The organism is Streptomyces composti, from assembly GCF_012034205.1.
Lineage (GTDB): Bacteria > Actinomycetota > Actinomycetes > Streptomycetales > Streptomycetaceae > Streptomyces > Streptomyces composti.
Map to the genome: position 1 here is coordinate 1 of NZ_JAATEM010000007.1, position 25,929 is coordinate 25,929.

The following is a 25,929-nucleotide window of genomic DNA, read 5'->3' on the forward strand; positions in this document are numbered from 1 at the left end:
TCGTCGAACGCCGAGGACCGAGTTGTCGAACGCCGAGAACCCCGTCGTCGCAGGACGACGGGGTCCGGAAGGCTGTGCCGGTGAGCCGCCCGCCCGGGCGGCGCTGAGGCGCGTTCTGTGGCGGCGGTGCTGCCCGCCCGCCTCAGGCGGCGGTGGTGCTGGTGGAGCTGCTGCTCGTCGAGGACGAGGACGACGAGGAAGACGAGCCGGACCCGGAGTCCGAGGACGACGAGGAACTCGACGACTTCGAGGCGGGGGAGCTGCTCGAGGAGGTGTTGCGGCTGTCGTTGCGGTAGAAGCCGGAACCCTTGAAGACAATGCCGACCGCCGAGAACACCTTCTTCAGGCGGCCCTTGCAGCTGGGGCACTCGGTCAGGGCGTCGTCGGTGAACTTCTGCACCGCCTCGAGGCCCTCGCCGCACTCGGTGCACTGGTACTGATAGGTGGGCACTGTCTTCCTCCTGGCACTCTCACTCGATGAGTGCTAACGACGAACCATAGTGACTCATTCCTTGCGTTCAGTCCACTGCGACGGGCGTGCGGTGACCGACGCCACGTGCCACGGTGCGCGCCTTCGGGCCCGGCACCAGCCGTGACCGCAGTGCCAGCAGCGTCACCAGGGCCAGCACGGTGCCGCCCATCGGCACCAGGAAGCCGGCGCCGGTCCACAGGCGGTCCTCCAGCTGCCCTGCGAGGGTGACGGCGGCCGCCTGGCCGAGCGCGACCGCCCCGGTGAGCCAGGTGAACGCCTCGGTGCGGGCACCGGCCGGCACCAGCTCCTCGACGATCGTGTAGCCGGTGATCAGGGCCGGTGCGATGCACATGCCGACCAGCAGGCCGAGTCCGGCGAGCAGCAGCGCCGAGTGCGCGGTCCACAGGGCGGACGCGGTCAGGGCGAGCGCGGCATAGCCGAGGACCAGGCGCCGCTGCGGGGCGATCTTCCAGGCGATGGCGCCGCAGGCGATGCCGGAGAGCATGTTGCCGGTGGCGAAGATGCCGTAGAGGACGCCGTTGAGGCCGGGCTCGCCGATCGACTGGGTGAAGGCCGCGAGCGACACCTGCATGCCGCCGAAGACGGAGCCGATGCCCAGGAAGGTCACGATCAGCACCCGCACGCCGGGGACGCGCAGCGCGGAGCCGTGCTCCACGCGCGTGCCCCCGTCGACGCCGACCGCCGGCTGGGTGCGCTTCTGGGCGGCGAACAGCAGGCCGCCGATCAGCGTCAGCGAGGCCTCGGCGATCAGGCCGGCGGCCGGGTCGACGGCCGTGCACAGCGCGGTGGCCAGCAGCGGGCCGACCACGAAGGTCAGCTCGTCGGTGACGGACTCGAAGGCCGCGGCGGTGGTCATCAGCCGGGGGTTCTTGAGGATCACGCCCCAGCGGGCGCGCACCATCGGGCCGATCTGCGGCACCGAGGCGCCGGTGGGCACGGCGGCGGCGAACAGCGCCCACAGCGGGGCACCGGCCAGCGCCAGCGCGGTCAGGCCGAGGCCCGCCGCGGCGTGCACGACGACGCCGGGCACGAGCACGGCGCGCTGGCCGTACCGGTCGGCGAGCCGCCCGCTGTAGGGGGCGAACAGCGCCATGGAGACGCCGGTGGCGGCCGCGACGGCGCCGGCCGCGCCGTAGGAGCCGGTGGTGTGCTGCACGAGGAGCACGATGGAGAGGGTGAGCATCGCGAACGGCTGACGTGCCGCGAAGCCGGGGAGCAGGAAGGTCCAGGCGCCGCGGGTGCGCAGCAGCCGGCCGTATCCCGGACGGGAGGTGGCAGCAGCCGAATCCTTCGACTTCTTCGACGTGGTGACCGTGGATGCCACGGCCCGTGCCTTTCTGCCGCCTGGTAGCGCAGGCCCGGTCTGCGGGCGCGCCGAGAGCTGTCCTCTTGCGCTGACTGCGGTAGATACCGGTGCCACAGCTCAGGGCACCCGGCCGCCATACGGTCGCGCCAGCTCTGCATCAGGCAGAGTTGGTTCGATCTGGGGTCCCCTGCATGGTACAGGGATCCGGGCACTGCTCGGCTCGGGTCGGTCTGCCGGGGTTCTCGGGCAGCGCTCGGCTCGGGTCGGTCTGCCCGCCCTCTCGGGCACCGTCCGGCTGGGGGGCGCCTGCCCGCCCTCTCGGGCACCGTCCGGCTGGGGGCGCCTCCGCTCTCCCCCGGGCACCGCCCCGCTCAGGTGCGCCGCCCGTCGCCTCTGGCCCCCGTCCCGAGCCAGCCCGCCAGCTTGCCGCCGCGGCCCACCGCGCGCAGGCGGCGCTCGGCGGCGTCCCGCACGGGGTCGGTGGCGACCACCAGCAGCTCGTCTCCGTACCGCAGCACCGTCGAGGGGAGCGGCACGAAGGACTTGCCGTCGCGGACGACGAGGGTGACGGCGGAGCCGGTGGGCAGCCGCAGCTCGCCCACCTCCACGCCGTGCATCTTGGAGCCCTTGGGGATGGCGACCGACAGCAGATGCCCGCGCAGCCGCTCCAGCGGCGCGGACTCCACGCCGAGGTCGGCCGCCTCGTCACCCTGGCCCAGGCGCAGCTTGCGGGCCACCCACGGCAGGGTCGGGCCCTGGATCAGGGTGTAGACGACGACCAGCACGAAGACGATGTTGAAGATCTTCCGGCTGCCGTCGACGCCCTCCACCATCGGGATCGTCGCCAGGATGATGGGCACGGCGCCGCGCAGTCCCGCCCAGGACATCAGCGCCTGCTCCGGCCAGGGCACCCGGAACGGCAGCAGGCAGACGATCACGCTGAGCGGGCGTGCGGCCATGGTCAGCACCAGTCCGACGACGAGCGCGGGCACCACGTCGTCGCCCAGTTCGCTCGGCGTGACCAGCAGGCCGAGCAGGACGAACATGCCGATCTGCGCTATCCAGCCGAGCCCCTCGGCGAAGCCGCGGGTGGCCGGCCAGTGCGGCAGCCGGGCGTTGCCCAGCACCATCGAGGCGAGGTAGACGGCGAGGAATCCGCTGCCGTGGGCCGTGGCACCGGCCGCGTAGGCGCCGACGGCGATGGCCATCACGGCGATCGGGTACAGACCCGAGGCGGGCAGCGCCACCCGGCGCAGCCCCCAGGCGCCCAGCCAGCCCACGGTGAGGCCGATCGCGGCGCCGATGGCCAGCTCCAGCAGGATCACGCCGAGCATGACGTACCAGTCGTCGACCGGCCCGGCCGTGGAGAGGGACGCCACCAGGAGGACCACGGGCGCGTCGTTGAAGCCGGACTCGGCCTCCAGCGTGCCGGTCACCCGGGACGGGAGGGGGATCCTGCGCAGCACGGAGAAGACGGCCGCGGCGTCCGTGGAGGAGACCACCGCGCCGATGATCAGCGCCTGCCGCCACTCGAGACCGATCAGGTAGTGCGCGGCGGTGGCCGTGGCGCCGATGCTCACCGCGACGCCGGCCGTGGCCAGCGCGGAGGCGGCGGGCAGGGCGGGCTTGATCTCTTTCCACTTGGTGCCCAGACCACCCTCGGCCAGGATCACGACCAGGGCCGCGTATCCGATGACCTGTGTCAGCTCGGCGTTGTCGAACTGGATGTTCCCGATGCCGTCCTGGCCCATGGCGATGCCGATGCCCAGGTAGACGAGCAGGCTGGGGAGCCCGCTGCGCGAGGAGACCCGGACCGCGGCCACGGCGACGAGCAGGACGATCGAGCAGACCAGCAGGAGCTGGTTGAGGTGGTGGATGGTCAGCGGACCTTCCCTTCTCCCGGGCGAATTGCTTTGTTAGGTTACCTAACTCTTGGCCGTCTCCCGCTGCTCGCGCGGGCGGCATCGAACGCCGGTGCGGTCCGGTTCCCGACTCCCCGTCCAGAGGTACGGGGCCCTCCGCATATCGTTGCTCCAGCGCTCATACAGAAGAACAGCCCGACCTGCCGCTCGCGTTAGGACAGCAAGGACAGCGATGCCCACCGACACCACCGCCTCCACGGGTCAGCAGCCCGGCACGTCCGGCAGGAAAAGCAGAACCAGAGGGCGCAAATTCCGCCTGATCGTGCTCGTCCTGGTGCTGGCCCTGATCGGCGGTGTGGCCTACGGGGCGTACTGGTCCATCAGCACCGTGCGCGCCTCCTTCCCGCAGACCAAGGGCTCGATCACTCTGCAGGGTCTCACCGGCACCGTCGACGTGAAACGGGACGGGAACGGCATTCCGCAGATCTACGCCTCCTCCGACGAGGACCTGTTCATGGCGCAGGGCTATGTCCAGGCGCAGGACCGGTTCTACGAGATGGACGTCCGCCGGCACCTGACCGCCGGGCGGCTGTCGGAGATGTTCGGCAAGGGCCAGGTGGAGAACGACGAGTTCCTGCGCACCCTCGGCTGGCACCGGATCGCGCAGGAGGAGTACGAGAAGAAGCTCTCGCCGCAGACGAAGAAGTACCTCCGGGCGTACGCCAAGGGGGTCAACGCCTACCTCGAGGGCAAGGAGGGCAAGGAGATCTCCCTGGAGTACGCGGCGCTGGGCTTCGAGAACGACTACGAGCCCGGCCCGTGGACCCCGGTCGACTCGGTGGCCTGGCTCAAGGCGATGGCCTGGGACCTGCGCGGCAACATGCAGGACGAGATCGACCGCGCCCTGATGACCAGTCGCCTGGGCCCCAAGCAGATCGCCGACCTGTACCCGGCCTACCCGTACAGCCGGAACAAGCCGGTCGTCCGCGAGGGGCAGTACAACGAGCTGACCAAGGCGTACGAGCAGGGCGGCGGCGCGAGCGGCACCGGCACCGGCAACGGAACGGGAACAGGGACCGCCACGGGAGCAGGGACCGGGACGGGCACCGGCGCCGGCACCGGCGCCGGTACGGGAACCGGCGCCGGCGGGTCCGCGCTGGAGAGCCAGCTCACCGGCCTCCAGGAGGTCATGAAGGACCTGCCGACCGCCGTCGGTGTCAACGGCGACGGCATCGGCTCCAACTCCTGGGTGGTCTCCGGCAAGCACACCATCACCGGCAAGCCGCTGCTCGCCAACGACCCGCACCTGTCGGCCTCGCTGCCGTCCGTCTGGTACCAGATGGGCCTGCACTGCCGCAGCGTCTCCGCGAAGTGCCAGTACGACGTGGCCGGTTACACCTTCGCGGGCATGCCAGGAGTGATAATCGGGCACAACCGGGACATCGCCTGGGGGCTGACCAACTCCGGCGTCGACGTCACCGACCTCTACCTGGAGAAGATCACCGGCGACGGCTACCTGGTCGACGGCAAGGTCAAGCCGTTCAAGACGCGCGAGGAGACCATCAAGGTCGCCGGCGGCCCCGACGAGAAGATCGTCGTCCGGGAGACGGACAACGGCCCCCTGCTCTCCGACCGCAGCAAGGAGCTGGTGCGGGTCGGCAAGAAGGCCACCGTCGGCAACGCCGCACCCGACCGGGCCGACGGCTACGGCGTCTCGCTGCGCTGGACCGCGCTCGACCCCGGCCGCACCATGGACTCCGTCTTCGCCATGAACCGGGCGGAGAACTGGGAGGACTTCCGCGCGGCCGCCCGGCTGTTCGAGGTGCCCTCGCAGAACCTGGTCTACGCCGACACCGACAACCACATCGGCTACACGCTGCCCGGGAAGATCCCCACCCGCGCCCAGCGCCACGACGGTTCGATCCCGGCGCCCGGCTGGGACAGCGACTACCGCTGGACCGGCTGGATCGACCAGGACGAACTGCCCTACGAGTACGACCCGGAGCGCGGCTACATCGTCACCGCCAACCAGGCCGTCGTCGGCAAGGACTACCCGTACACGCTGACCACGGACTGGGGCTACGGCGCCCGCAGCCAGCGCATCACCGACCTGATCCAGTCGAAGATCAAGGACGGCGGCAAGATCTCCACCGACGACATGCGGCAGATGCAGCTGGACAACCAGAGCTCCATCGCCAGGCTGCTGGTGCCCGAGCTGCTCAAGATCGACGTCGGTGACAAGGACGTCCGCGACGCGCAGAAGCTGCTGGAGGGCTGGGACTACACCCAGGACGCCGACTCGGCCGCCGCCGCGTACTTCAACGCGGTGTGGCGCAACATCCTCGAGCTGGCCTTCGGCGACAAGCTGCCCAAGGAGCTGCGGGTCGAGGGCCAGTGCCTGTGGGTCGAGCCGGTCAACACCACCGGTCCCGCCGACGAGACCCGCAAGGTGCGCGAGTGCGGCATGCGGGCGCCGGACCAGGCGCAGCCGGACGGCGGCGACCGCTGGTTCGAAGTGGTCCGCAATCTGATGGACGACCAGGACAGCGACTGGTGGAAGACCGCCAAGCGGGGCACCCGTCCGGGTGCGGAGAACCGTGACGAGCTGTTCAAGCGGGCCATGATCGACGCCCGCTGGGAGCTGACCGCCAAGCTGGGCAAGGACATCGACACCTGGAGCTGGGGACGGCTGCACCGCCTGTTCCTGAAGAACCAGACCCTGGGCACCGAGGGCCCGGGCCTGCTCCAGCGCGTCCTCAACCGGGGCCCGTGGAAGCTCGGCGGCGGCGAGGCGACCGTCAACGCCACCGGCTGGAACGCGGCCGGCGGCTACGGCGTCGTCTGGGTGCCGTCGATGCGGATGGTGGTCAACCTCGGCGACCTCGACAAGTCCCGCTGGATCAACCTCACTGGCGCCTCCGGCCACGCCTACAACGCCCACTACGTCGACCAGACCGACGCGTGGGCCGAGGGCAAGCTGTTCGAGTGGTCGTTCTCCGACCGTGCGGTGCAGGACAGCACCAAGGACACGCTGCTGCTCAAGCCCTGAGCGGACCGACGCGGTGACGCAGGGGCCCTCCGGACGTCCGGAGGGCCCCTGCGCCGTACCGGCCGGGGATCCCGCGCGGCTCCCGGGGACGTCAGCCGAACCGGTGCACGCCCGACGGCGTCACCGCCGCGTGCACCGGCCGGTCGTGCGGCTCCTCGGGCACGTGCTCGACGACCTCCGTGTCGTACAGCAGCACCATCAGCGACGGGCGGGCGCCCGCGCGCTCCAGGCGGGCCAGGACCCGGTCGTAGGAGCCGCCGCCGCGGCCCAGCCGCATCCCGCGCCGGTCTACGGCGAGGCCCGGCAGCAGCACCACGTCCGCCCTCAGGACCGCCTCCGGGCCGAGCGGCGCCCCGCCCGGCTCGAAGAGGTGCATCCTGCCGCCGTGCTGCACGGGCGCGAGGGAGTCCTCGCCCGTGTAGAGGCCCCAGTCCAGGTCGTTGTCCGGGAGCAGCGCGGGCAGCAGCACCCGCACGCCCCGCTCGTGCAGCGCGTCCAGCAGCGCACGGGTGCCGGGCTCGCTCCCCACCGAGACGTACGCGGCCACCGTGCGCGCCTGCGTCAGTTCGGGCAGGGCGAGCGCCTGCTCGGCCAGCGCGGCCGCCGCAACCCGCACGTCATCCGCAGTCAAGGCGCGCCTCATCTCGGCGATGCGCCGCCGCAACGCGCGCTTGTCAGTCTCGTCCGTGCCCTTGTTCTGTCTCAAGATTGTCCCTGTACTGTCTCAATATGCTCATATGAGCGGGAAGTAACCGGAGCGACAGATTCCCTGTAATCACACCGGATATGGTGTCCGGCATGAGTCAGTCGCACCCTCGGATCAGCAAGGCTGTCATCCCCGCAGCAGGCCTCGGCACCCGGTTCCTGCCCGCCACCAAGGCCACGCCGAAGGAAATGCTGCCGGTCGTCGACAAGCCGGCGATCCAGTACGTGGTCGAAGAGGCCGTCGCCGCCGGTCTCGACGACGTCCTCATGGTCACCGGACGCAACAAGCGTCCCCTGGAGGACCACTTCGACCGCAACTACGAACTGGAGTCCGCCCTCGAGAAGAAGGGCGACGCCGAACGCCTTGCCAAGGTCCAGGAGTCCAGCGACCTCGCCACCATGCACTACGTCCGCCAGGGCGACCCCAAGGGTCTCGGCCACGCCGTGCTGTGCGCCGCCCCGCACGTGGGTGACGAGCCCTTCGCGGTGCTCCTCGGCGACGACCTGATCGACCCGCGCGATCCGCTGCTCCAGCGGATGATCGAGGTGCAGGCGCAGTACGGCGGCAGCGTCATCGCCCTGATGGAGGTGGCCCCGGAGCAGATCCACCTCTACGGCTGCGCCGCCGTCGAGACCACCGAGGACGCCGACGTGGTCCGCGTGGGCGGCCTGGTGGAGAAGCCCGAGCCGGCCGACGCCCCGTCCAACCTGGCCATCATCGGCCGCTACGTGCTCGACCCGGCCGTCTTCGGGATACTGCGCGAGACCGAGCCCGGCCGCGGCGGCGAGATCCAGCTCACCGACGCCCTGCAGAAGCTCGCCGCCGACGAGAGCATCGGCGGCCCGGTGCACGGCGTCGTCTTCAAGGGCCGCCGCTATGACACCGGCGACCGAGGCGACTACCTCCGTGCCATTGTCCGACTCGCGTGCGAACGTGAAGACCTGGGCCCGGACTTCCGGACCTGGCTCCACCGTTACGTCACCGAGGAGATGCAGCGAAGTTGAGCACCGCCGCGCCCCGCACCGCAGGCCCGGACCACCTCTGGACGGTGGACGAGCACCTGGACGACATCCTCAGCACCGTCCGCCCGCTCGAACCCATCGAACTCAACCTCCTGGACGCACAGGGCTGCGTCCTGGTGGAGGACATCACGGTCCCGGTCTCCCTGCCCCCCTTCGACAACAGCTCGATGGACGGGTACGCGGTGCGGGTCGCGGACGTCGCGGGCGCCAGCGAGGCCTACCCGGCGGCCCTGGAGGTCGTCGGGGACGTCGCGGCCGGCCAGGCGGAGCCGCTGCACGTCGGCCCCGGCCAGGCCGCCCGCATCATGACCGGCGCCCCGCTGCCGCCCGGCGCGGAGACCGTCGTCCCCGTGGAGTGGACCGACGGCGGCCTGGGCGAGGGCCCCGCCACCGGCATGCGCGCCCGCAGCCTCGCCCCCGAGGCGGCCGCCGGCCAGGTGCTGGTCTACCGCCCGGCCGAGGCCGGCGCCCACGTCCGCGCCCAGGGCAGCGACGTGAAGGCCGGGGACCGTGCGCTCGAGGCCGGCACCGTGCTCGGCCCGCCGCAGATCTCCCTGCTCGCCGCCATCGGCCGCGGCACCGTCCGGGTGCGGCCCCGTCCGCGCGTGGTGGTCATGTCCACCGGCAGCGAACTCGTCCAGCCCGACGAGGAACTGCGGCCGGGTCAGATCTACGACTCCAACAGCTACGCCCTGACCGCCGCCGCCCGGGACGCCGGCGCCATCGCCTACCGGGTGGGCGCGGTCGCCGACGACGCCGACACCCTGCGCGACGCCATCGAGGACCAGCTGGTCCGCGCCGACCTGATGGTCACCACCGGCGGGGTCAGCGTCGGCGCGTACGACGTGGTCAAGGAGGCCCTCTCCTACGCGGGCGACGAGGACGAGCCGGGCAGCGGCGTGGAGTTCCGCAGGCTCGCCATGCAGCCCGGCAAGCCGCAGGGCTTCGGCTCCATCGGCCCCGACCACACCCCGCTGCTGGCCCTTCCCGGCAACCCGGTGTCCTCCTACGTCTCCTTCGAGCTGTTCGTCCGGCCCGCCATCCGCACCCTCATGGGCCTGCCCGACGTGCACCGGCCCAGGACCCGGGCCACCCTCACCGCCGACGAGCCGCTGACCTCCCCCAAGGGCCGCCGCCAGTTCCTGCGCGGTCGCTACGCCGACGGGAAGGTGACCCCGGTGGGCGGCGCCGGTTCCCATCTGGTGGCCGCGCTCGCCCGGGCCGACGCGCTGATCGTCGTTCCCGAGGACACCGAGTCCGTGGCGCCGGGCGCGGACGTCGAGGTGGTCCTGCTCGGCTGACCGGCCCCGGCGCGCGGTACCGTGTCGCGCACAGCAGGCCCGCGCGCCGCACCGCGCCGGGCCCGGACCGGGAGCACCGAGCAGCATGACTGTGCCATCCCGGGGGGAGACCCCCGGCACCGCCGAGCAGAAGAACGAGCGGCAGCGCCTCACCCACATCGACGAGGCCGGCGCGGCCCGCATGGTCGACGTGTCCGGCAAGGACGTCACCGCGCGCACCGCCCGCGCCACCGGCCGCGTCCTCGTCTCGCCCCGCGTGATCGAGTTGCTGCGCGGCGAGGGCGTGCCCAAGGGCGACGCACTGGCCACCGCGCGGATCGCGGGGATCATGGGAGCCAAGCGCACCCCCGATCTGATCCCGCTGTGCCACCCCCTTTCGCTGTCCGGTGTGAAACTGGACCTGACGGTCGCGGACGACGCGGTGGAGATCGCGGCCACCGTGCGGACCACGGACCGCACGGGCGTCGAGATGGAGGCGCTCACCGCGGTCTCGGTCGCCGCGCTCACCGTGATCGACATGGTCAAGGCGGTGGACAAGGAGGCGGTCATCACGGACGTGCGGGTCGAGGAGAAGACGGGCGGCAAGTCGGGCGACTGGAGCAGGGCATGACCTATCGCGCGCTGGTGGTCACCGCTTCCAACCGCGCCGCGGCCGGGGTCTACGAGGACCGGGGCGGGCCGCTGATCGCCGAGGGCCTCGGGCGGCTCGGCTTCCAGGTGGACGGCCCCCGGATCGTGCCGGACGGCGATCCGGTCGAGGCCGCGCTGCGCGCGGGCACCGACGCCGGGTACGACGTGATCGTCACCACCGGCGGCACCGGCATCTCGCCCACCGACCGGACCCCGGAGGCCACCCGCCGGGTGATCGACCGCGAGGTCCCCGGCATCGCCGAGGCCATCCGGGCACACGGCCGGGACAAGGTGCCGACGGCGGCGCTGTCGAGGGGGCTGGCCGGGGTCGCGGGCAGCACACTGATCGTGAACCTGCCCGGCTCCACCGGCGGCGTCAGGGACGGCCTGGCCGTCCTGGAGCCGCTGCTGCGGCACGCCGTCGACCAGCTGCGCGGCGGTGACCACGCAGGACCTCAGCTGCGCGGCGGTGACCACGCAGGACCTCAGCTGCGCGGCGGTGACCACGCAGGACCCGCGGCGCACAGCGGGAGCGCCGCCCCGGCCGGGGACAGCGGGGGTGCGACCTGAACCGGCCCTTCTGGCCCGTGGAGCTGGTGGACGGCGACATCGTCCTCCGGCCGATAAAGCTGCGTGACCAGCGGGCCTGGCGCGAGGTCAACCGGCGCAACCGGGACTGGCTGCGGCCCTGGGAGGCGACCATCCCGCCACCCACGCCCAACGGGCCGGTCGCGCACCGGCCGACCTACCGTCAGATGGTGCGCCATCTGCGGTCGGAGGCGAACGCGGGCCGGATGCTGCCGTTCGTGATCGAGTACCAGGGGCGGCTGGCCGGTCAGCTGACGGTCGCCGGGATCACCTGGGGGTCGATGTGCTCGGGGCACATCGGCTACTGGGTGGACGAGGCGGTGGCCGGGCGCGGGGTGATGCCGACGGCGGTGGCGCTGGCGGTGGACCACTGTTTCCGTACCGTGGGACTGCACCGGATCGAGGTCTGCATTCGCCCGGAGAACGGGCCCAGCCGGCGGGTCGTGGAGAAACTCGGATTCCGCGAGGAGGGGCTGCGTCCGCGATATCTGCACATCGACGGAGCATGGCGGGACCATCTCGTCTTCGCGCTCACCGCGGAGGAAGTGCCCGAGGGGCTGCTCAACCGCTGGCACCGGTCGCGGGCCCGCGCCGAGCGGCGTGACCCGGGGATCCGCCACCAACCGGGAAATTGAATAAACGTTCGAGATTGATCGGATGGCGACCGAGTGAAGGCGGAGAATTCCCGTCCCGGATGGTCCGCTGATCGCATCCGTCACAAGAAAAGTTCAAAATATCAGCCAGATCGTGCGACACACCGGCGGAATTGGCAGATGGCGTCATGCAAACCCCTCTACCGTGTGAGGTGTGAGCAGCAGCGGCCTCATCTACGCAGTCATCGTCGGGGCCTGGGCCGCCTACTTGGTGCCGATGTGGCTCCGTAGGCAGGACGAGCTCAACGAGGCTCGTCCGACGGAACGCTTCAGCACCGCCATCCGACTGCTGTCCGGACGGGCGGGCATGGAGCGCCGGTACGCCAAGGACCTGCGGGCGCGCTCCGCCGACGAGGGGGAGTACGACGCCCACGACCCGGACGCGGTCACCGACTCGGTGGACGTCCGGGCCTTCGCCGTGTCCCAGACCCGACGCGAGGAACCCGTCCCGGAACCCGCCCCCGGGCCGGCCGTCGACCCCGAGGAGCCCACCGTGCGGGTCCCCGCGGCCCGGCAGGAGCCGCCGGCCGAGCGGGCCGAGAGAGCCGAGCGCGCCGTGCGGGCGGCCCAGCGCGCCCAGAAGGCCCGTGCGGCGCAGGCCGCGGCGGCGCGGGCCCGGCGCTCCAAGGTGCTCGCGCGCCGCCGGCGCACCACCACGCTGCTCTTCCTCGCCTTCACCCTGGGCGCGATCGTCGCGGCCGTCGGAGGGCTCGCCTTCCTGTGGGCGCCGGGCGTGCCCGCCGTGCTGCTCAGCGCGTACATCGCCTACCTCCGCTCCCAGGAGCGGCGCCGCTTCGCCTACCAGATGGACCGCAGGCAGGCCGAGGCCGCCGCCCGGCGCCTGCACGACCGCCGGCGCCGGACGCACCACCGCTCCGCGGCCGAGGAGGCCGAGGCCGCCGAACCGCAGGACGGCGTGCCCTCCGGCTCCGCCCCGGACCCCGGCCTGTCCGCGCTCGCCGCCGACCGGCGCGCACTGGTCGAGCAGACCGACCACGCCGAGTGGGTCGACCAGCAGCGCGAGCGGCAGCGGCGCCCGGGGCAGGGCGACAGCTGGGACCCCGTCCCGGTGCCGCTGCCGACCTATGTGACGGCACCGGTCGCCCCGCGCGCCACCAGCGACGTGGACCTGGGCGCACCGGACACCTGGAGTTCGGCCCGCTCCAGCGCGGTCGCCCCGGAGGAGGCGCCGGCCGCCGAGCCCACCGTGCCGGAGCCGGCCGAACCCGCCGAGCAGCAGGACGCCGGCCCGCGCAGCGACGTCCGCCGTGCCGCCTCGGCCCGCCGCGCCCGCGAGCGCGGACGCACCCCGCTCTTCGATCAGTACGAGGACGGGGAGCACCGCAGGGCCGCCAACGAGTAGCCCGCCGCCCCTCCCTCGCGGCCACCCCGGCCACCTCGGACAACGGATTTTTGAGCACCCCGGCGGGGATGCTAAAGTTTCACTCGTTGCAAGGGCCTGTGGCGCAGTCCGGTAGCGCACCTCGTTCGCATCGAGGGGGCCAGGGGTTCAAATCCCCTCAGGTCCACGCACATCGGAACCCCGGTTGGTGATACCAGCCGGGGTTCTTTCGTGCTCGTCACGGCCTGGACCCGGTCGCGTCCAGCAGATCGGCCTTGTCGGGGGCGGAAGCCCGGGAGCCCGCCGAAGGCGATGGGGCCTCAGACGGGCGGAGACCGTCGCCACCGCCGGTCCGCCTGGTGACTGTGGCACCAGGCGGCGCCCGGGTGCGTCCCGGCCTAAGTTCCCGGCTGCTGGAGGAGCTTGGCGTAGCAGCGGCTTTCCTTGTGGAAGCGGTAGTAGCCGAAGGGCTCGCAGGGCTCGTAGCCGCTGGAGGTGTAGAGGGCGATGGCCTCGGGCTGCTTGGTGCCGGTCTCCAGGACCATGCGGACGCGGCCGGCCGCGCGGGCGTCCTCCTCCAGGACGGCCAGGATGCGGCGGGCCAGGCCGCGGCCGCGCATCTGCTCGATGACGTACATCCGCTTCAGCTCCGCGTCGCCGTCGCGGTTGCCCTCGTCGTTGGCGTCCCGTGCGCGCCAGCCGCCGGAGGCGACCGGGGTGCCGTTCTCGTCGTAGGCGAGCAGGTAGAGGCCGTTCGGGGGCGTGAAGTCCGCGGGGTCCAGGGGCGTGGCGTCGCCGCCGTCGCCGTAGCGGACGTGGTACTCGGCCTGCACCTCGTCGTTGAGCTTGACGGCGTCGGGGTGGTCGAAGGGAACCCGGCGGATGTCCATACTGAGTACCGTAAATCAATCCATCAGGCGGAGGACGGGACCCGTCCAGTGTGCCGGTATCGTGCCGGGGTGTTCACTGTGACCTCCGTCAATGTCAACGGGTTGCGCGCCGCCGCGAGGAAGGGCTTCGTGGAGTGGCTGGCTGCGACCGACGCCGATGTGCTCTGCCTGCAGGAGGTGCGCGCGGAGCCCGGGCAGCTGCCGGACGAGGTCCGGGAGCCCGAGGGCTGGCACGTGGTGCATGCTCCGTCCGCCGCGAAGGGGCGGGCCGGGGTGTCGCTGTACAGCCGGCGGGAACCGGACCGGGTGCGGGTCGGATTCGGGTCGGCCGAGTTCGACGGCAGCGGGCGGTACGTGGAGATGGACCTGCCGGGGGTGACGGTGGCCTCGCTGTACCTGCCCTCCGGTGAGGTGGGGACCGCGCGGCAGGACGAGAAGATGCGGTTCCTCGGGGAGTTCCTGGCGCATCTCAAGGCGCTGCGCGAGCGGGCCGCGGCCGGCGGGCGCGAGGTGCTGGTCTGCGGGGACTGGAACATCGCCCACCAGAAGGCCGACCTGAAGAACTGGCGGGGAAACACCAGGAACTCCGGCTTCCTGCCGGAGGAACGGGAGTGGCTGTCGCGGGTGTTCGACGCGGCCGACGGCGGTTACGTGGACGTCGTGCGGGCGCTGCATCCGGATGTGGAGGGGCCGTACACCTGGTGGTCCTACCGGGGGCGGGCCTTCGACAACGACACGGGGTGGAGGATCGACTACCACGCCGCCACGCCAGGGCTCGCACAGCGGGCGGTGAAGGCGTACGTGGAGCGGGCGGCCTCGCACGCGGAGCGCTGGTCGGACCATGCGCCGGTGACCGTCGTCTACGACCAGTAGGCCGGGTTCAGGGCTCTTCCGTCCCGGCGGCCTTCCCGTCCGTCTCGTCAGTGCCCTCGTGCTGCTTGCGCAGCCGGCGGTCCAGGGCGAGGGAGAGTTCCGCGTCCACCACGCTGCGGGCCAGGGGGCGCAGGCGGTGCAGGGCCTCCTCGGGGGCGTGACGCAGGATCAGGTCCGCGAAGAGGTCGGCGAGGGTGTCGGCGTGGGTGCGGACCTCCTTGCCGGCGCGCAGCACCTCCGCGAGCGGGATGCCCTCGCGGACCAGGGCGGTGGAGACGTCCAGCAGGCGGCGGCTGATGTGGACGATCTGCTGGCCGTCGGTGCCGAGGTAGCCGAGGTCCATCGCCGCGGCCAGGTTCTCCGGGGTGTCCTGGCCGGCGAAGCGGTCGGCCAGCTCCTCGGGGGTGAGACGTACCGGGGTCTCGTCGGTGGGTGGTTCCATGCCGAGCAGCTCGCCGACGTCCCGGCCGTGGTCGAAGGCCTCGGCCAGCTCGGCTATGCCACTGAGGGTGTGTCCGCGCTCGAGGAGGGCGGTGATGGTGCGCAGCCGCGCCAGGTGGTGGTCGTCGTACCAGGCGATCCGGCCCTCGCGGCGGGGCGGCGGGATGAGCTTGCGTTCGCGGTAGAAGCGCAGGGTCCGCACGCTGATGCCGGCCAGCCGCGCCAGCTCGTCCATGCGGTACTCGCGCCGTTCCCCGGATGCCTTCTCGCCCTCTGCCACGTCAGAAGCCTAGGGCGTACCGCCGGTAACTTTCCTCGCCGACCCCCTACCCATGAGTAGGCGGCTGCTCTACTCTCCCCATCGTGCCAGTGTTCACTGGCAGAGTTCTGAGCGATGCGTGGAGGCTTCGGGATGGCCGAGCACGAGCACGAGCATGTACGGGTCGCGGTGGTCGGGTCCGGGTTCGGCGGGCTGGGCGCCGCCGTCCGGCTGCGGCGCGAGGGGATCACCGACTTCGTCGTCCTGGAGCGGGCGAGCAGCGTGGGCGGGACATGGCGGGACAACAGCTACCCCGGCTGTGCCTGCGACGTCCCCTCGCACCTGTACTCGTTCTCCTTCGCACCCAACCCCGACTGGCCGCGCTCCTTCTCCGGGCAGGAGCACATCCGCGCCTACCTGGAGCGGGTCACCGACACCTTCGGGCTGCGCCCCCACATCCGCTTCGACTCGGAGGTGAAGCGGATGGTGTGGGACACCGAGCGGCTGCGGTGGGACATCGAGACCAGCAGCGGCAGCCTCAGTGCCGACGTCGTCGTCTCCGCCACCGGCCCGCTCTCCGACCCGAAGATCCCGGACATCCCGGGGCTCGACACCTTCCCCGGCAAGGTCTTCCACTCCGCCCGCTGGGACCACGACTACGACCTGCGCGGCAAGCGGGTCGCCATGATCGGCACCGGCGCCTCCGCCATCCAGATCGTGCCGTCCATCCAGCCGGAGGTCTCCCGGCTCACCCTCTTCCAGCGCACCCCGGCCTGGGTGCTGCCGCGCGTCGACCGGAGCATCAGCGCCGCCGAACGCGCCCTGCACCGCGCCCTGCCCTTCACCGCCCAGCTGCGCCGCGGGCTGCTGTGGGGCGTGCGCGAGCTGCAGGTCCAGGCGTTCACCAAGCACCCCAATGAGCTGGGCCTGGTGGAGGCGCTGGCCAAGCGCCACATGGCCCGCGCCATCAAGGACCCGGAGCTGCGCGCCAAGCTCACTCCGGACTACCGCATCGGCTGCAAGCGGATCCTGCTGTCCAGCACCTACTATCCGGCGCTCGCCCAGCCCAATGTCGACGTCGTCGCCGGCGGCCTGAGCGAGGTGCGCGGCTCGACCGTGGTGGCCGCCGACGGCACCGAGGCGGAGGTCGACGCGATCATCTTCGGCACCGGCTTCCACGTCACCGACATGCCCATCGCCGAGCGGGTCGTGGGCGCCGAGGGCAAGACCCTCGCCGAGGCCTGGAAGGACGGGATGCAGGCGCTGCGCGGAGCATCCGCCTCCGGCTTCCCCAACTGGATGACGATCATCGGGCCCAACACCGGTCTGGGGAACTCCTCCATGATCCTGATGATCGAGTCCCAGCTGAACTACATGGCCGACTACCTCCGCCAGCTGGACGTCCTCGGCGGCCGCGCCGCCCTCGACGCCCGCCCCAGCGCCGTGCGCGCCTGGAACCACCGCGTCCAGCAGCGCATGAAGCGCACCGTGTGGAACACCGGCGGCTGCACCAGCTGGTACCTCGACGCCAACGGGCGCAACACCACCATCTGGCCCGGCACCACCTACGAGTTCCGGCGCGAGACCCGGCGGGTGGACCTCGCCGAGTACGCCGTCCTGCGCCCGCCCGCCAAGGACGCGCCCGCCGGCCCGCAGCAGGCCGCGGAGAACGCCGAGGTGAGCGCATGAGCCGGCTCACCCACGTCACCTCGGGCCGCTACGCCCCGCCGCCCGCCGCCCGTGAGCTGACCGCGCTCTCCGCCGACGGCGCCCGGCTGCACGTCGAGGTGCACGGCCGCGACGACGCGCCCGCAGTCGTCCTGGCGCACGGCTGGACCTGCTCCACCGCCTTCTGGGCGGCGCAGATCCGCGAACTGGCCGCCGACCACCGGGTCATCGCCTACGACCAGCGCGGCCACGGCCGCAGCCCGGCCGCCTCGGTGTGCACCGAGCAGGCGCTCGCCGACGATCTGGAGGCGGTGCTGGCCGCCGCCCTCGCGCCGGGCGAACGGGCCGTGATCGCCGGGCACTCCATGGGCGGCATGGCCATCATGGCCGCCGCCGCCCGTCCCGGGCTCCGTGAGCACGCGGCGGCCGTGCTGCTGTGCAGCACCGGCGCCTCCCGGCTGGTCGCCGAGTCCACCGTGCTGCCGCTGCGCCCCGGCCGGGCGCGCACCTGGCTGACCCGGCATGTCCTCGGTGCGCGCGCCCCGCTCGGCCCGGTCACGCCCGTCTCCCGACGGGTCCTCAAGTACGCGACCATGGGGCCCGCTTCGGCCCCGGAGATGGTGGAGGCCTGCGCCCGCATCGTGCACGCCTGCCCCACCCGCGTCCGGTACTCCTGGTCGCGGCTGTTCGAGCCGCTCGACCTCGAGGCCGCCGTCGCCGGGTTGCGGGCACCGACCGAGATCGTCGCGGGCACGGCGGACCGGCTCACCCCGCCCGTGCACGCCCGGACCATCGCCGCCGCGCTGCCGGACTGCCGGGGACTCACCGAGCTGCCCGGCGTCGGCCACATGACCCCGGTCGAGGCGCCCGACCTGGTCACCGGGAAGATCCGCGCCCTGGTCGCCGAACACATCGTCAACTCCGTACCCACCGAGGAGAGCGCATGAGCAGGGTCAGTCTCGAAGGACAGGTGGCCGTCGTCACCGGAGCGGCCCGCGGCGTGGGTGAGCTGCTCGCCCGCAAGCTCTCCGCGCGCGGGGTGAAGGTGGCGCTGGTCGGTCTCGAGCCGGACGCCCTCAAGCAGGTCTCCGGGCGGCTGCACAGCGAGAGCGACCACTGGTACGCCGACGTCACCGACGCCGAGGCGATGGCCCGGGTCGCCGGTGAGATCAAGAACCGCTTCGGCAAGGTCGACATCGTGGTCGCCAACGCCGGTGTGGTGACCGGGGGGCCGTTCATCGACTCCGACCCGGAGGCCTGGCGCCGCGTCATCGAGGTCAACCTCATCGGATCCGCGGTCACCGCCCGCGCGTTCCTGCCGCTGCTCGTGGAGTCCCGCGGCTACCTGCTGCAGATAGCCTCGCTCGCCGCCATCACCCCGGCGCCCATGATGACCGCGTACTGCGCCTCCAAGTCCGGTGTGGAGGCGTATGCGCACAGCCTGCGCGCCGAAGTGGGCCACCGGGGCGTGAAGGTGGGCGTCGGCTATCTGTCGTGGACCGACACCGACATGGTGCGCGGGGCCGATCAGGACGCCGTCATGCGGGAGTTGCGGCAGAGGCTGCCGTGGCCGTCGAACAAGACGTATCCGCTGGGGCCCGCGGTCGACCGGATCGTGGCCGGCATCGAGCGGCGGTCCGCCCATGTGTACGGGCAGTGGTGGCTGCGCGGCATGCAGGGCATCCGCGGCTATCTGCCCGCGCTCATCGGGACGGTGGGGCAGCGGGAGATGCGGCGCTTCGCGGACCGGCTCGACGGCATGCGGATCGGGCTCGTCGGCGCGGGCGGCAGCGCGGACGAGCAGCACCGGGCGTCGGCTGCGAGGACCTCGGCTACGGTGCGTGAGTGATCGACATGCGCAGGGTCATCCCCCGTGTGAGTCTGATCGGGCCAGATTCCCTCACCCCCCACGGGAGTGAACCCACATGGGTATGAAGGACCAGTTCCAGGAGAAGGCCGAGCAGCTCAAGGAGCAGGCGAAGCAGCGGACCCAGCAGCGTCAGCCGGGCCGGGAGCAGCAGCCGGGCCGCCGTCGCGACGAGGACATGGAGCCGCAGCGGCGGGAGCAGGAGGAGCGGTTCGACCGGGACCACGAGGTGTAGCTCCCGGCCTCGGCCTCGAGAGCGGGGCACCCTGCGTCTTCGCGGGGTGCCCCGCTCTCGTGCCGCTTGTTCAAGAGCCTTCCGTGCCGCTTGTTCAAGAGCGGGGCGGGAGCTTCGGTCTTGAGCGGTCGGGGACGTCGGAGTAGTCGGGGGGTGTGGCCGGGGGGTTGGTCTCCAGGAGGTCGAGGGCGAGGCGTACCGCGTCGTCGAGCTGGGCGTAGCGGCCCTCGGCCCAGTCCAGCGGGGTGCGCAGGGCCTCCAGGTCGGGGGTGACGCCCTTGTTCTCGACGGACCAGCCGTAGGCGTCGAACCAGGCCGCGTTCATCGGGACCGTGATCACCGTGCCGTCGCCGAGGCGGTGGCGGCCGGTCATGCCGACCACTCCGCCCCAGGTGCGCTGGCCCACCACCGGGCCCAGCCCGAGCAGTTTGAAGGCCGCGGTGATCATGTCGCCGTCCGAGCTGGTCGCCTCGTCCGCCAGAGCCACCACCGGGCCGCGCGGGGCGTTGGAGGCGTACGACACCGGCTGGGCGTTGCGGGTGAGGTCCCAGCCGAGGATGGTGCGGGTCAGCTTCTCGACGACCAGCTCGCTGATGTGGCCGCCGGCGTTGCCGCGGACGTCGACGATGAGGGCCGGGCGGGACACCTCCATGCGCAGGTCGCGGTTGAACTGGGCCCAGCCGGAGCCGCCCATGTCGGGGATGTGCAGATAGCCGCACCGGCCGCCGCTCAACTCGCGTACCACTGCGCGGCGTTTGGCGACCCAGTCCTGGTAGCGCAGAGGGCGTTCGTCGACGAGGGGGACGACGGCGACCCGGCGGGGCGGACCCTCGGCGGCGGGACGTCCTGGCTCGGGCGCCGGGCGGAAGGTCAGCTCGACCGTGGTGCCGCCGGCGCCCGCGAGCAGCGGGTAGGGGCCGGTGACCGGGTCGACGGGGCGGCCGTCGACATGGGTGAGGACGGCGCCGTCGCGGATGCCGGTGCCGGCCAGCGGGGAGCGGGCCCGGGAGTCGGAGGACTCGCCGGGCAGGATCCGCTTGACCGCCCAGCCGCCCTCGCGGCGCACGAAGTTGGCGCCGAGCAGGCCCTGCGGGCGGCGGTAGTGCGGTGGGCCCTCGTTGCGGCGGGCGGGGGTGACATAGGCGTGGGAGGTGCCGAGTTCGCCGAGCACCTCGCGCAGCAGGTCGGCGAACTCGTCGGGGGAGGCGACGCGTTCGACCAGGGGCCGGTACTGGTCGAGCACGCCGTCCCAGTCGATGCCGCACATGCCGGGGTCCCAGAAGTAGGCGCGGATCAGCCGGCCCGCCTCCTCGTAGGCGCCGCGCCACTCGGCGGGCGGGTCGGCCTCGTGCAGGATGCGCCGCAGGTCGATCCAGACGGTGGAGTCGCTGTCGCCGGCCTCGGTGGCGGGCACCGCGCGCAGCTCGCCCTCGTCGGCCACGACGAGCCGGGTGCCGTCGCCGCTGACGGCGAACGCGTCCAGGTGCTGCACCAGTTCGTACCTCTTCGCCTTGATGATGTTGAAGTACTCCAGCGTCGGCCGTTCGCTGGTGTCGTCCGGGTTGGCGAAGGTCTCGCCGAGCGCGCCGGAGAGGGGCCAGCGCAGCCACACCAGCCCGCCGCCCGCCACCGGCTGCAGCGCCGAGTACTTGGAGGCGGCGACCGGGAACGGGGTCACCCTGCTCTCCAGGCCCTCCGCCTCGACGGTGACCGTGCCGCCCTCCTCGCCCTCGTCCGTCTCCACCGGGTCCATGCCCCCGGCGGCCGGGCGGCCCTCGGGGTTCAGCGCGAACGGGGAGGGGGTCGCGGACGACAGCGGCACCAGGTAGGGGCGGCAGCCCAGCGGGAAGGAGAGGTCGCCGGTGTGCACGTCGTACACCGGGTCGAAGCCGCGCCAGGAGAGGAAGGCGAGGTAGCGGCCGTCGCGGGTGAAGACCGGGTTCTCGTCCTCGAAGCGGCCGTCGGTGACGTCGACGACGAGACGGTCCTTGATGCGGGCGAGTTTGATCTGCCGCAGCGAGCGGCCGATGCCGGGATGGGACCAGGCGACCCAGGAGCCGTCCGGTGAGAACGCCAGGTCCCGCACCGGGCCGTTGACGGAGCGGATCAGCTCGGTGACGCCGTCGGAGGGCCCGGTGCCCGGCCCCTCGCCGTCAGGGGAGGTCTCCTGGCCGCCGGCCGTCGCCTCGGGGGAGCTCCCTTCGCCGCCGGCCGTCGCCTCGGGGGAGGTCTCCTCGCCCGCGTCGACGAGCAGCAGCCGTCCGTCGTGCGAGGCGACCGCCAGCCGTTCGCCCTCGGGGTCGGACACCAGCTCCAGGACCCGGCCCAGCCGGCCCGCGGCCAGCCGCCGGGGCGCGCGCTGGCCACTGGCCCGCGGCAGGGAGGCGATCTCGATGGCGTCCTCGCCCTCGGCGTCCGTCACATACGCCACCCGCCCGGTCGCGCCGAGCATCTCCGGCAGCCGCACCCGTACGCCGGGGACGTCGACCAGGGTGCGGGCGGGGCCGTCGCGGTGGGTGAGCCAGTACAGGCTGCCGCGGACGACGACGGCGCTGGCCCGGCCGGTCTCGTCGACCGAGAAGCCGTCCAGGTTCTGGGCGGCGGGCACCTGGTAGCGGCGGCGCCCGGCGCGCGGCCCGCTCAGCCGCACGTCGAGCTTGCGGGGCACCGAGTCGGGGGACAGGTCGTCCACGATCCACAGGTCGCCGGCGCACTGGTAGACCACCCGGCGACCGTCGGTGGAGGCGGCGCGGGCGTAGAAGGCGTCGTGGTCGGTGTGCCGGCGCAGGTCGGAGCCGTCGTAGGCGCAGGAGTAGAGGTTGCCGACGCCCTCGTGGTCGGAGAGGAAGGCGATCCGGCCGCCGACGAACATCGGCGACTCCAGGTGCCCCCCGATGTCCGCGAGCAGCCGGTGCCCGTGCAGCCAGAGCCGGCCCGTCGCCCCGCCCCGGTAGCGCTTCCAGGAGGCGGGCTCGTGCGGCGGGGTGCCGGTGAGCAGCAGCGTCCTGCGTTCGCCGTCGATGTCGGCGACCTGGATGTCGGAGACCGGGCCCCAGGGCAGCTTGCGGCCGGGGCTGCCGTCGCAGGCCAGCTTGTAGGCCCAGGTGAAGTAGGAGAAGGGCTCGCCGTGCGAGGTGACGGCGAGGATCTCGGCGTGGCCGTCGTCGTCGGGGGGAGCCCAGCCGCGGACCTGGGTGTCGGAGGTGCCCCAGTAGGTCAGCCGGCGGCCGGGGCCGCCGTCCACCGGGACCAGATGGACCTCGGGGTCGAAACTGCGCCAGCTGGTGTACGCGATGTGCCGTCCGTCCGGGGAGAAGCGGGGCGGGCCGAGCTTGGTGCGGTCGACGGTGAGCCGCCAGGCCCGGCCGGGGCCGTCGAGCGGGGCGAGCCAGAGGTCGTCCTCGGTCACGAAGCACAGCAGGTCGTCGTGGAGATGCGGCAGGCGCAGATAGCTCACCTCCCCATGCTTTTCCGGGCCCCGGGCCCGGGCAACTCGGGTGCGCGTGACCCAGGACACGTACGAAACGGTTTCGTTCTCTTAAAGGGTGCGGTAGCTTCGTGGTGTACGAAACCGTGTCGTTCTCCAAGAGGCCGGGGCCGCGGAGGCTTCAGGGGCAGCTCGCGGAGGACGGCGTGGCGAGGACCGGAGCAGAGAGGTGAGCGGGATGACGGACGGCGGCACGGCACGTCGCAGCCGGATCACCCCCGAGCGCGAGGCCGAGCTGTACCAGGCCGTGCTCGAGCTGCTCCGTGAGGTCGGCTACGACGCCCTGACCATGGACGCCGTGGCCGCCCGCACCCGCTCCAGCAAGGCCACCCTCTACCGCCAGTGGGGCGGCAAGGCCGAGCTGGTGGTCAAGGCGATGCGCTGCCAGAAGCCCGGCAGCATCGCGGACATCGACACCGGGTCGCTGCGGGGCGACCTGCACGCGATCGTCGCCCGCGAGGACGACTACGTCATGGAACGCAACGCCGCGCTGATGCGGGCGCTGGCCATGGCGGCGCACACCAACTCCGAACTGCGCCAGGCCTTCAAGGAACTGCTGGTGGAGCCGGAGATGGAGGAGCTGCAGCGGATCATCCGGCGGGCGGTCGACCGGGGCGAGATCCGCGCCGACAACCCCGCGCTGGACTACATGATCCACATGCTGGTCGGCGCGTTCGCCACCCGGTCTCTGATCGACGATCTGCCGCCCACCAGAGAGTTCCTCGCCTCGTACATCGACGCCGTGGTCCTCCCCGCCCTCGGCGTCCCCGTCCACTGACCTTCCCCGAGTCAGCCACCCCAAGGCACCTGACGCACCGCTCATGTCGTCGGGCCGATCGACCCTGCCCAGAAGAACCCACGACCTGACCGGGAGTTGAGCCCTCGTGGCCACTTTCCTCTACCGACTCGGCCGACTCGCCTTCCGGCGACGGCATGTCGTCGCCCTGATCTGGGTGGCGCTGCTGACACTCGCGGGCGTCGGCGCGGCGGGCGCTCCCGCCGCCGGCACCGCCTCCTTCTCCATCCCCGGCACCGAGGCCCAGAAGGCCTTCGACCTGCTGGAGGACCGCTTCCCCGGCGCCAGCGCCGACGGGGCGACCGCCCGCGTCGTCTTCAAGGCACCCGCCGGCGAGAAGATGACGGACCCCGGGAACAAGGCCGCCGTCACCGAGACCGTCGAGCAGCTCTCCGGCGGCCCCGAGGTCGCCGCCGTCACCGACCCCTACCAGGGCGGCGGCGTCAGCCGGGACGGCACCATCGCCTACGCCTCGGTCACCTACAAGGTCTCCGGCATGGAGCTGGCGGACTCCTCCCGCGACGCCCTGAAGGACGCCGCCGAGGACGCCCGCGACTCCGGCCTGACCGTGGAGATCGGCGGCGACGCGCTGCAGACCGTGCCGCACACCGGGGCCGCCGAGATCATCGGCATAGGCATCGCCGCGGTCGTACTGGTGATCACCTTCGGCTCGCTGCTGGCCGCCGGGCTGCCGCTGCTCACCGCGGTCATCGGCGTCGGCATCGGCGTGGCGACCATCTCCGCGCTGGCCGCCGCCCTCGACCTCGGCTCCACCACCTCGATCCTCGCCACGATGATCGGCCTCGCCGTCGGCATCGACTACGCGCTGTTCATCGTCTCCCGCTACCGCGCGGAGCTGGCCGAGGGCCGGGACCGGGAGGAGGCCGCAGGACGCGCCACCGGCACCGCGGGCTCGGCCGTGGTCTTCGCCGGTCTCACCGTCGTCATCGCCCTGGTCGGCCTGTCCGTGGTCAACATCCCGATGCTGACCAAGATGGGCCTCGCCGCCGCCGGCACCGTCGCCATCGCCGTACTGATCGCCCTCACCCTGATCCCCGCGCTGCTCGGCTACGCCGGCCGCAGGGTCCGCCCCGCGGGGCAGAAGAGCAGGCTGCTCGGCGGCGGACGGACGAAGGCCGAGGGCACCGGCGACGGGCAGCGCCCCAACATGGGCACCCGCTGGGCCCGCCTCGTCGTCCGGCGGCCCGTGGCGGTGCTGCTGCTCGGCGTCCTGGGCCTCGGCGCCGCCGCCGTCCCCGCGTCCTCCCTGGAGCTCGGCCTGCCCGACGACGGCTCCCAGCCGGTCTCCACCACCCAGCGCCGCGCCTACGACCTGCTGTCCGAGGGCTTCGGCCCCGGCTTCAACGGCCCGCTGCTGGTCGTCGTCGACGCCGCGGGCAGCGACGACGCGCAGGCCGCCTTCCAGCGGACCGGCGAGGAGATCAAGGGCCTGGACAACGTGGTGACGGTGACCCCGGCCCAGCCCAACAAGGCCGGCGACACGGCCACCATCACCGTGATCCCGGACGCCAAGCCGTCCTCGGTGACCACCGAGGAGCTGGTGCACGACATCCGGGACGCGGGCGCCGGCATCACGGCCGACTCCGGCGCCGAGGTCCTGGTCACCGGCGCCACCGCGATGAACATCGACGTCTCGCAGAAGCTCAACGACGCGCTCGTGCCGTATCTGATCCTCGTCGTGGGCCTTGCGTTCCTGCTGCTGATCGTGGTCTTCCGCTCGGTCCTGGTTCCGCTGAAGGCGGCCCTCGGCTTCCTGCTGTCCGTGCTGGCGGCGCTGGGCGCGGTGGTCGCGGTCTTCCAGTGGGGCTGGCTGTCCGGTCTCATGAACGTCGAGGAGACCGGCCCGGTGATGTCGATGATGCCGATCTTCATGGTCGGCGTGGTCTTCGGCCTCGCCATGGACTACGAGGTGTTCCTGGTGACCCGCATGCGGGAGGCCTACGTCCACGGCGAGAAGCCCGGCCAGGCCGTGGTGACCGGCTTCCGGCACGGCGCCCGGGTGGTGACGGCCGCGGCGGTCATCATGATCGCGGTCTTCTCCGGCTTCATCGGCTCCACCGAGTCGATGGTCAAGATGATCGGCTTCGGCCTCGCGGTCGCCGTCTTCTTCGACGCGTTCATCGTCCGCATGGCGATCGTCCCCGCGGTCCTCGCCCTCCTCGGCCACAAGGCCTGGTGGCTGCCGAAGTGGCTGGACCGGGTCCTGCCCGACGTCGACGTCGAGGGCGAGGGCCTGCGCACCGGCGCCGACGCCGCGCGCGGGGACGGCGACCCGGACGAGGACCGGGAACTGGCGCGGGTGTGACACCCGTGAACCGGCGCGGCCGGCACACCCCGGTGTGACCCTGGGACCGCGGCTGGACGAAGCCGGTGAGGGCTCCGTGGGACGGGCGCCCTCACCGGCTTCCTCGCGTCCGGGGGCCCTGTCCATGGGGCGGAA

At 72.3% G+C, this 25,929-nt stretch carries 21 protein-coding genes and 1 tRNA gene; 15 read left to right on the forward strand and 7 right to left on the reverse strand.

Going from position 1 to position 25,929, the window contains the following annotated elements; translation table 11 throughout:
• Positions 1 to 142: 142 nt before the first annotated feature.
• From HCJ93_RS07230 to HCJ93_RS07240, 3 genes are all read right to left on the reverse strand, one after another.
• Entirely contained in the window at positions 143 to 451 is a 309-nt protein-coding gene (locus HCJ93_RS07230; RefSeq protein WP_167992175.1) for an FmdB family zinc ribbon protein, read from the reverse strand.
• A gap of 67 nt (positions 452 to 518) precedes the next feature.
• Positions 519 to 1,817 carry an MFS transporter gene (locus HCJ93_RS07235; protein ID WP_167992177.1) on the reverse strand — a complete coding sequence of 433 codons (1,299 nt, stop codon included), beginning with the start codon at positions 1,815 to 1,817 and terminating at the stop codon, positions 519 to 521.
• Positions 1,818 to 2,170: 353 nt separating this feature from the next.
• Entirely contained in the window at positions 2,171 to 3,682 is a 1,512-nt protein-coding gene (locus HCJ93_RS07240; RefSeq protein ID WP_167992443.1) for a potassium/proton antiporter, read from the reverse strand.
• Between the two features lie 211 nt (positions 3,683 to 3,893).
• On the opposite strand from HCJ93_RS07240, the gene HCJ93_RS07245 reads away from it, so the two are divergent.
• A complete protein-coding gene (locus HCJ93_RS07245; protein WP_167992179.1) occupies positions 3,894 to 6,710 on the forward strand; it encodes a penicillin acylase family protein in 2,817 nt (938 codons plus the stop codon).
• A gap of 91 nt (positions 6,711 to 6,801) precedes the next feature.
• Here HCJ93_RS07245 and HCJ93_RS07250 read toward each other — a convergent pair whose 3' ends face one another.
• On the reverse strand, positions 6,802 to 7,416 hold the full coding sequence (locus tag HCJ93_RS07250; protein ID WP_507201117.1) for a 5-formyltetrahydrofolate cyclo-ligase: 615 nt from the start codon (positions 7,414 to 7,416) through the stop codon (positions 6,802 to 6,804).
• Positions 7,417 to 7,508: 92 nt separating this feature from the next.
• On the opposite strand from HCJ93_RS07250, the gene galU reads away from it, so the two are divergent.
• From galU to HCJ93_RS07285, 7 genes are all read left to right on the forward strand, one after another.
• Positions 7,509 to 8,420, forward strand: coding sequence for a UTP--glucose-1-phosphate uridylyltransferase GalU (gene galU / locus HCJ93_RS07255; RefSeq protein WP_167992180.1), 912 nt, complete (start codon positions 7,509 to 7,511; stop codon positions 8,418 to 8,420).
• Positions 8,417 to 9,739, forward strand: a complete 1,323-nt coding sequence (glp, locus tag HCJ93_RS07260; protein WP_167992182.1) for a molybdotransferase-like divisome protein Glp — start codon at positions 8,417 to 8,419, stop codon at positions 9,737 to 9,739. Before galU ends, glp begins: the two co-directional genes overlap by 4 nt.
• Before the next feature lie 85 nt (positions 9,740 to 9,824).
• Positions 9,825 to 10,349 carry a cyclic pyranopterin monophosphate synthase MoaC gene (gene moaC / locus HCJ93_RS07265; RefSeq protein WP_167992184.1) on the forward strand — a complete coding sequence of 175 codons (525 nt, stop codon included), beginning with the start codon at positions 9,825 to 9,827 and terminating at the stop codon, positions 10,347 to 10,349.
• Positions 10,346 to 10,939, forward strand: coding sequence for a MogA/MoaB family molybdenum cofactor biosynthesis protein (locus HCJ93_RS07270; RefSeq protein WP_167992186.1), 594 nt, complete (start codon positions 10,346 to 10,348; stop codon positions 10,937 to 10,939). The genes moaC and HCJ93_RS07270 overlap by 4 nt, the downstream gene beginning before the upstream one ends.
• A gap of 26 nt (positions 10,940 to 10,965) precedes the next feature.
• Positions 10,966 to 11,592, forward strand: coding sequence for a GNAT family N-acetyltransferase (locus HCJ93_RS07275; protein ID WP_167992447.1), 627 nt, complete (start codon positions 10,966 to 10,968; stop codon positions 11,590 to 11,592).
• Between the two features lie 172 nt (positions 11,593 to 11,764).
• Positions 11,765 to 12,973 (forward strand): divisome protein SepX/GlpR, encoded by a 1,209-nt coding sequence (gene sepX, locus HCJ93_RS07280; RefSeq protein ID WP_167992188.1) that lies wholly within the window; start codon positions 11,765 to 11,767, stop codon positions 12,971 to 12,973.
• A 92-nt stretch (positions 12,974 to 13,065) separates the two neighbouring features.
• A tRNA-Ala gene (locus HCJ93_RS07285) sits at positions 13,066 to 13,139 on the forward strand.
• A gap of 211 nt (positions 13,140 to 13,350) precedes the next feature.
• Here HCJ93_RS07285 and HCJ93_RS07290 read toward each other — a convergent pair.
• Positions 13,351 to 13,842: a GNAT family N-acetyltransferase gene (locus HCJ93_RS07290; RefSeq protein ID WP_167992190.1), complete on the reverse strand. Its 492-nt coding sequence runs from the start codon at positions 13,840 to 13,842 to the stop codon at positions 13,351 to 13,353.
• Positions 13,843 to 13,911: 69 nt separating this feature from the next.
• On the opposite strand from HCJ93_RS07290, the gene HCJ93_RS07295 reads away from it, so the two are divergent.
• Positions 13,912 to 14,715, forward strand: a complete 804-nt coding sequence (locus HCJ93_RS07295; protein ID WP_167992191.1) for an exodeoxyribonuclease III — start codon at positions 13,912 to 13,914, stop codon at positions 14,713 to 14,715.
• Positions 14,716 to 14,722: 7 nt separating this feature from the next.
• Here HCJ93_RS07295 and HCJ93_RS07300 read toward each other — a convergent pair whose 3' ends face one another.
• Complete coding sequence (locus HCJ93_RS07300) at positions 14,723 to 15,391, reverse strand: MerR family transcriptional regulator (protein ID WP_167992449.1); 669 nt, start codon at positions 15,389 to 15,391, stop codon at positions 14,723 to 14,725.
• A 177-nt stretch (positions 15,392 to 15,568) separates the two neighbouring features.
• On the opposite strand from HCJ93_RS07300, the gene HCJ93_RS07305 reads away from it, so the two are divergent.
• From HCJ93_RS07305 to HCJ93_RS07320, 4 genes are all read left to right on the forward strand, one after another.
• A complete protein-coding gene (locus tag HCJ93_RS07305) occupies positions 15,569 to 17,104 on the forward strand; it encodes a flavin-containing monooxygenase (protein ID WP_167992193.1) in 1,536 nt (511 codons plus the stop codon).
• A complete protein-coding gene (locus HCJ93_RS07310; protein ID WP_167992195.1) occupies positions 17,101 to 18,030 on the forward strand; it encodes an alpha/beta fold hydrolase in 930 nt (309 codons plus the stop codon). The genes HCJ93_RS07305 and HCJ93_RS07310 overlap by 4 nt, the downstream gene beginning before the upstream one ends.
• Positions 18,027 to 18,932, forward strand: coding sequence for an SDR family oxidoreductase (locus tag HCJ93_RS07315; protein ID WP_167992197.1), 906 nt, complete (start codon positions 18,027 to 18,029; stop codon positions 18,930 to 18,932). The genes HCJ93_RS07310 and HCJ93_RS07315 overlap by 4 nt, the downstream gene beginning before the upstream one ends.
• 76 nt (positions 18,933 to 19,008) lie before the next feature.
• Positions 19,009 to 19,185: a hypothetical protein gene (locus HCJ93_RS07320; protein ID WP_167992199.1), complete on the forward strand. Its 177-nt coding sequence runs from the start codon at positions 19,009 to 19,011 to the stop codon at positions 19,183 to 19,185.
• A 94-nt stretch (positions 19,186 to 19,279) separates the two neighbouring features.
• On the opposite strand, the gene HCJ93_RS07325 is transcribed toward HCJ93_RS07320, so the two are convergent.
• The gene (locus tag HCJ93_RS07325) at positions 19,280 to 22,642 is read right to left on the reverse strand and encodes a S41 family peptidase (RefSeq protein WP_167992201.1); all 3,363 of its coding nucleotides are present in this window, start codon (positions 22,640 to 22,642) and stop codon (positions 19,280 to 19,282) included.
• Positions 22,643 to 22,850: 208 nt separating this feature from the next.
• Between HCJ93_RS07325 and HCJ93_RS07330 the strand changes: the two genes are divergently transcribed.
• On the forward strand, positions 22,851 to 23,450 hold the full coding sequence (locus tag HCJ93_RS07330) for a TetR/AcrR family transcriptional regulator (RefSeq protein WP_167992451.1): 600 nt from the start codon (positions 22,851 to 22,853) through the stop codon (positions 23,448 to 23,450).
• 106 nt (positions 23,451 to 23,556) lie between these two features.
• The gene (locus HCJ93_RS07335) at positions 23,557 to 25,794 is read left to right on the forward strand and encodes an MMPL family transporter (protein WP_167992203.1); all 2,238 of its coding nucleotides are present in this window, start codon (positions 23,557 to 23,559) and stop codon (positions 25,792 to 25,794) included.
• The last annotated feature ends 135 nt before the right edge of the window (positions 25,795 to 25,929 follow it).

Coding starts and splice junctions, on each gene's coding strand:
- HCJ93_RS07310 (WP_167992195.1), top strand. CDS start 17,101: ATGAGCCGGCTCACCCACGTCACCTCGGGCCGCTACGCCCCGCCGCCC.
- HCJ93_RS07245 (WP_167992179.1), top strand. CDS start 3,894: ATGCCCACCGACACCACCGCCTCCACGGGTCAGCAGCCCGGCACGTCC.
- HCJ93_RS07305 (WP_167992193.1), top strand. CDS start 15,569: ATGGCCGAGCACGAGCACGAGCATGTACGGGTCGCGGTGGTCGGGTCC.
- moaC (WP_167992184.1), top strand. CDS start 9,825: ATGACTGTGCCATCCCGGGGGGAGACCCCCGGCACCGCCGAGCAGAAG.
- HCJ93_RS07290 (WP_167992190.1), bottom strand. CDS start 13,842: ATGGACATCCGCCGGGTTCCCTTCGACCACCCCGACGCCGTCAAGCTC.
- HCJ93_RS07320 (WP_167992199.1), top strand. CDS start 19,009: ATGGGTATGAAGGACCAGTTCCAGGAGAAGGCCGAGCAGCTCAAGGAG.
- HCJ93_RS07315 (WP_167992197.1), top strand. CDS start 18,027: ATGAGCAGGGTCAGTCTCGAAGGACAGGTGGCCGTCGTCACCGGAGCG.
- HCJ93_RS07270 (WP_167992186.1), top strand. CDS start 10,346: ATGACCTATCGCGCGCTGGTGGTCACCGCTTCCAACCGCGCCGCGGCC.
- HCJ93_RS07330 (WP_167992451.1), top strand. CDS start 22,851: ATGACGGACGGCGGCACGGCACGTCGCAGCCGGATCACCCCCGAGCGC.
- HCJ93_RS07300 (WP_167992449.1), bottom strand. CDS start 15,391: ATGGACGAGCTGGCGCGGCTGGCCGGCATCAGCGTGCGGACCCTGCGC.
- galU (WP_167992180.1), top strand. CDS start 7,509: ATGAGTCAGTCGCACCCTCGGATCAGCAAGGCTGTCATCCCCGCAGCA.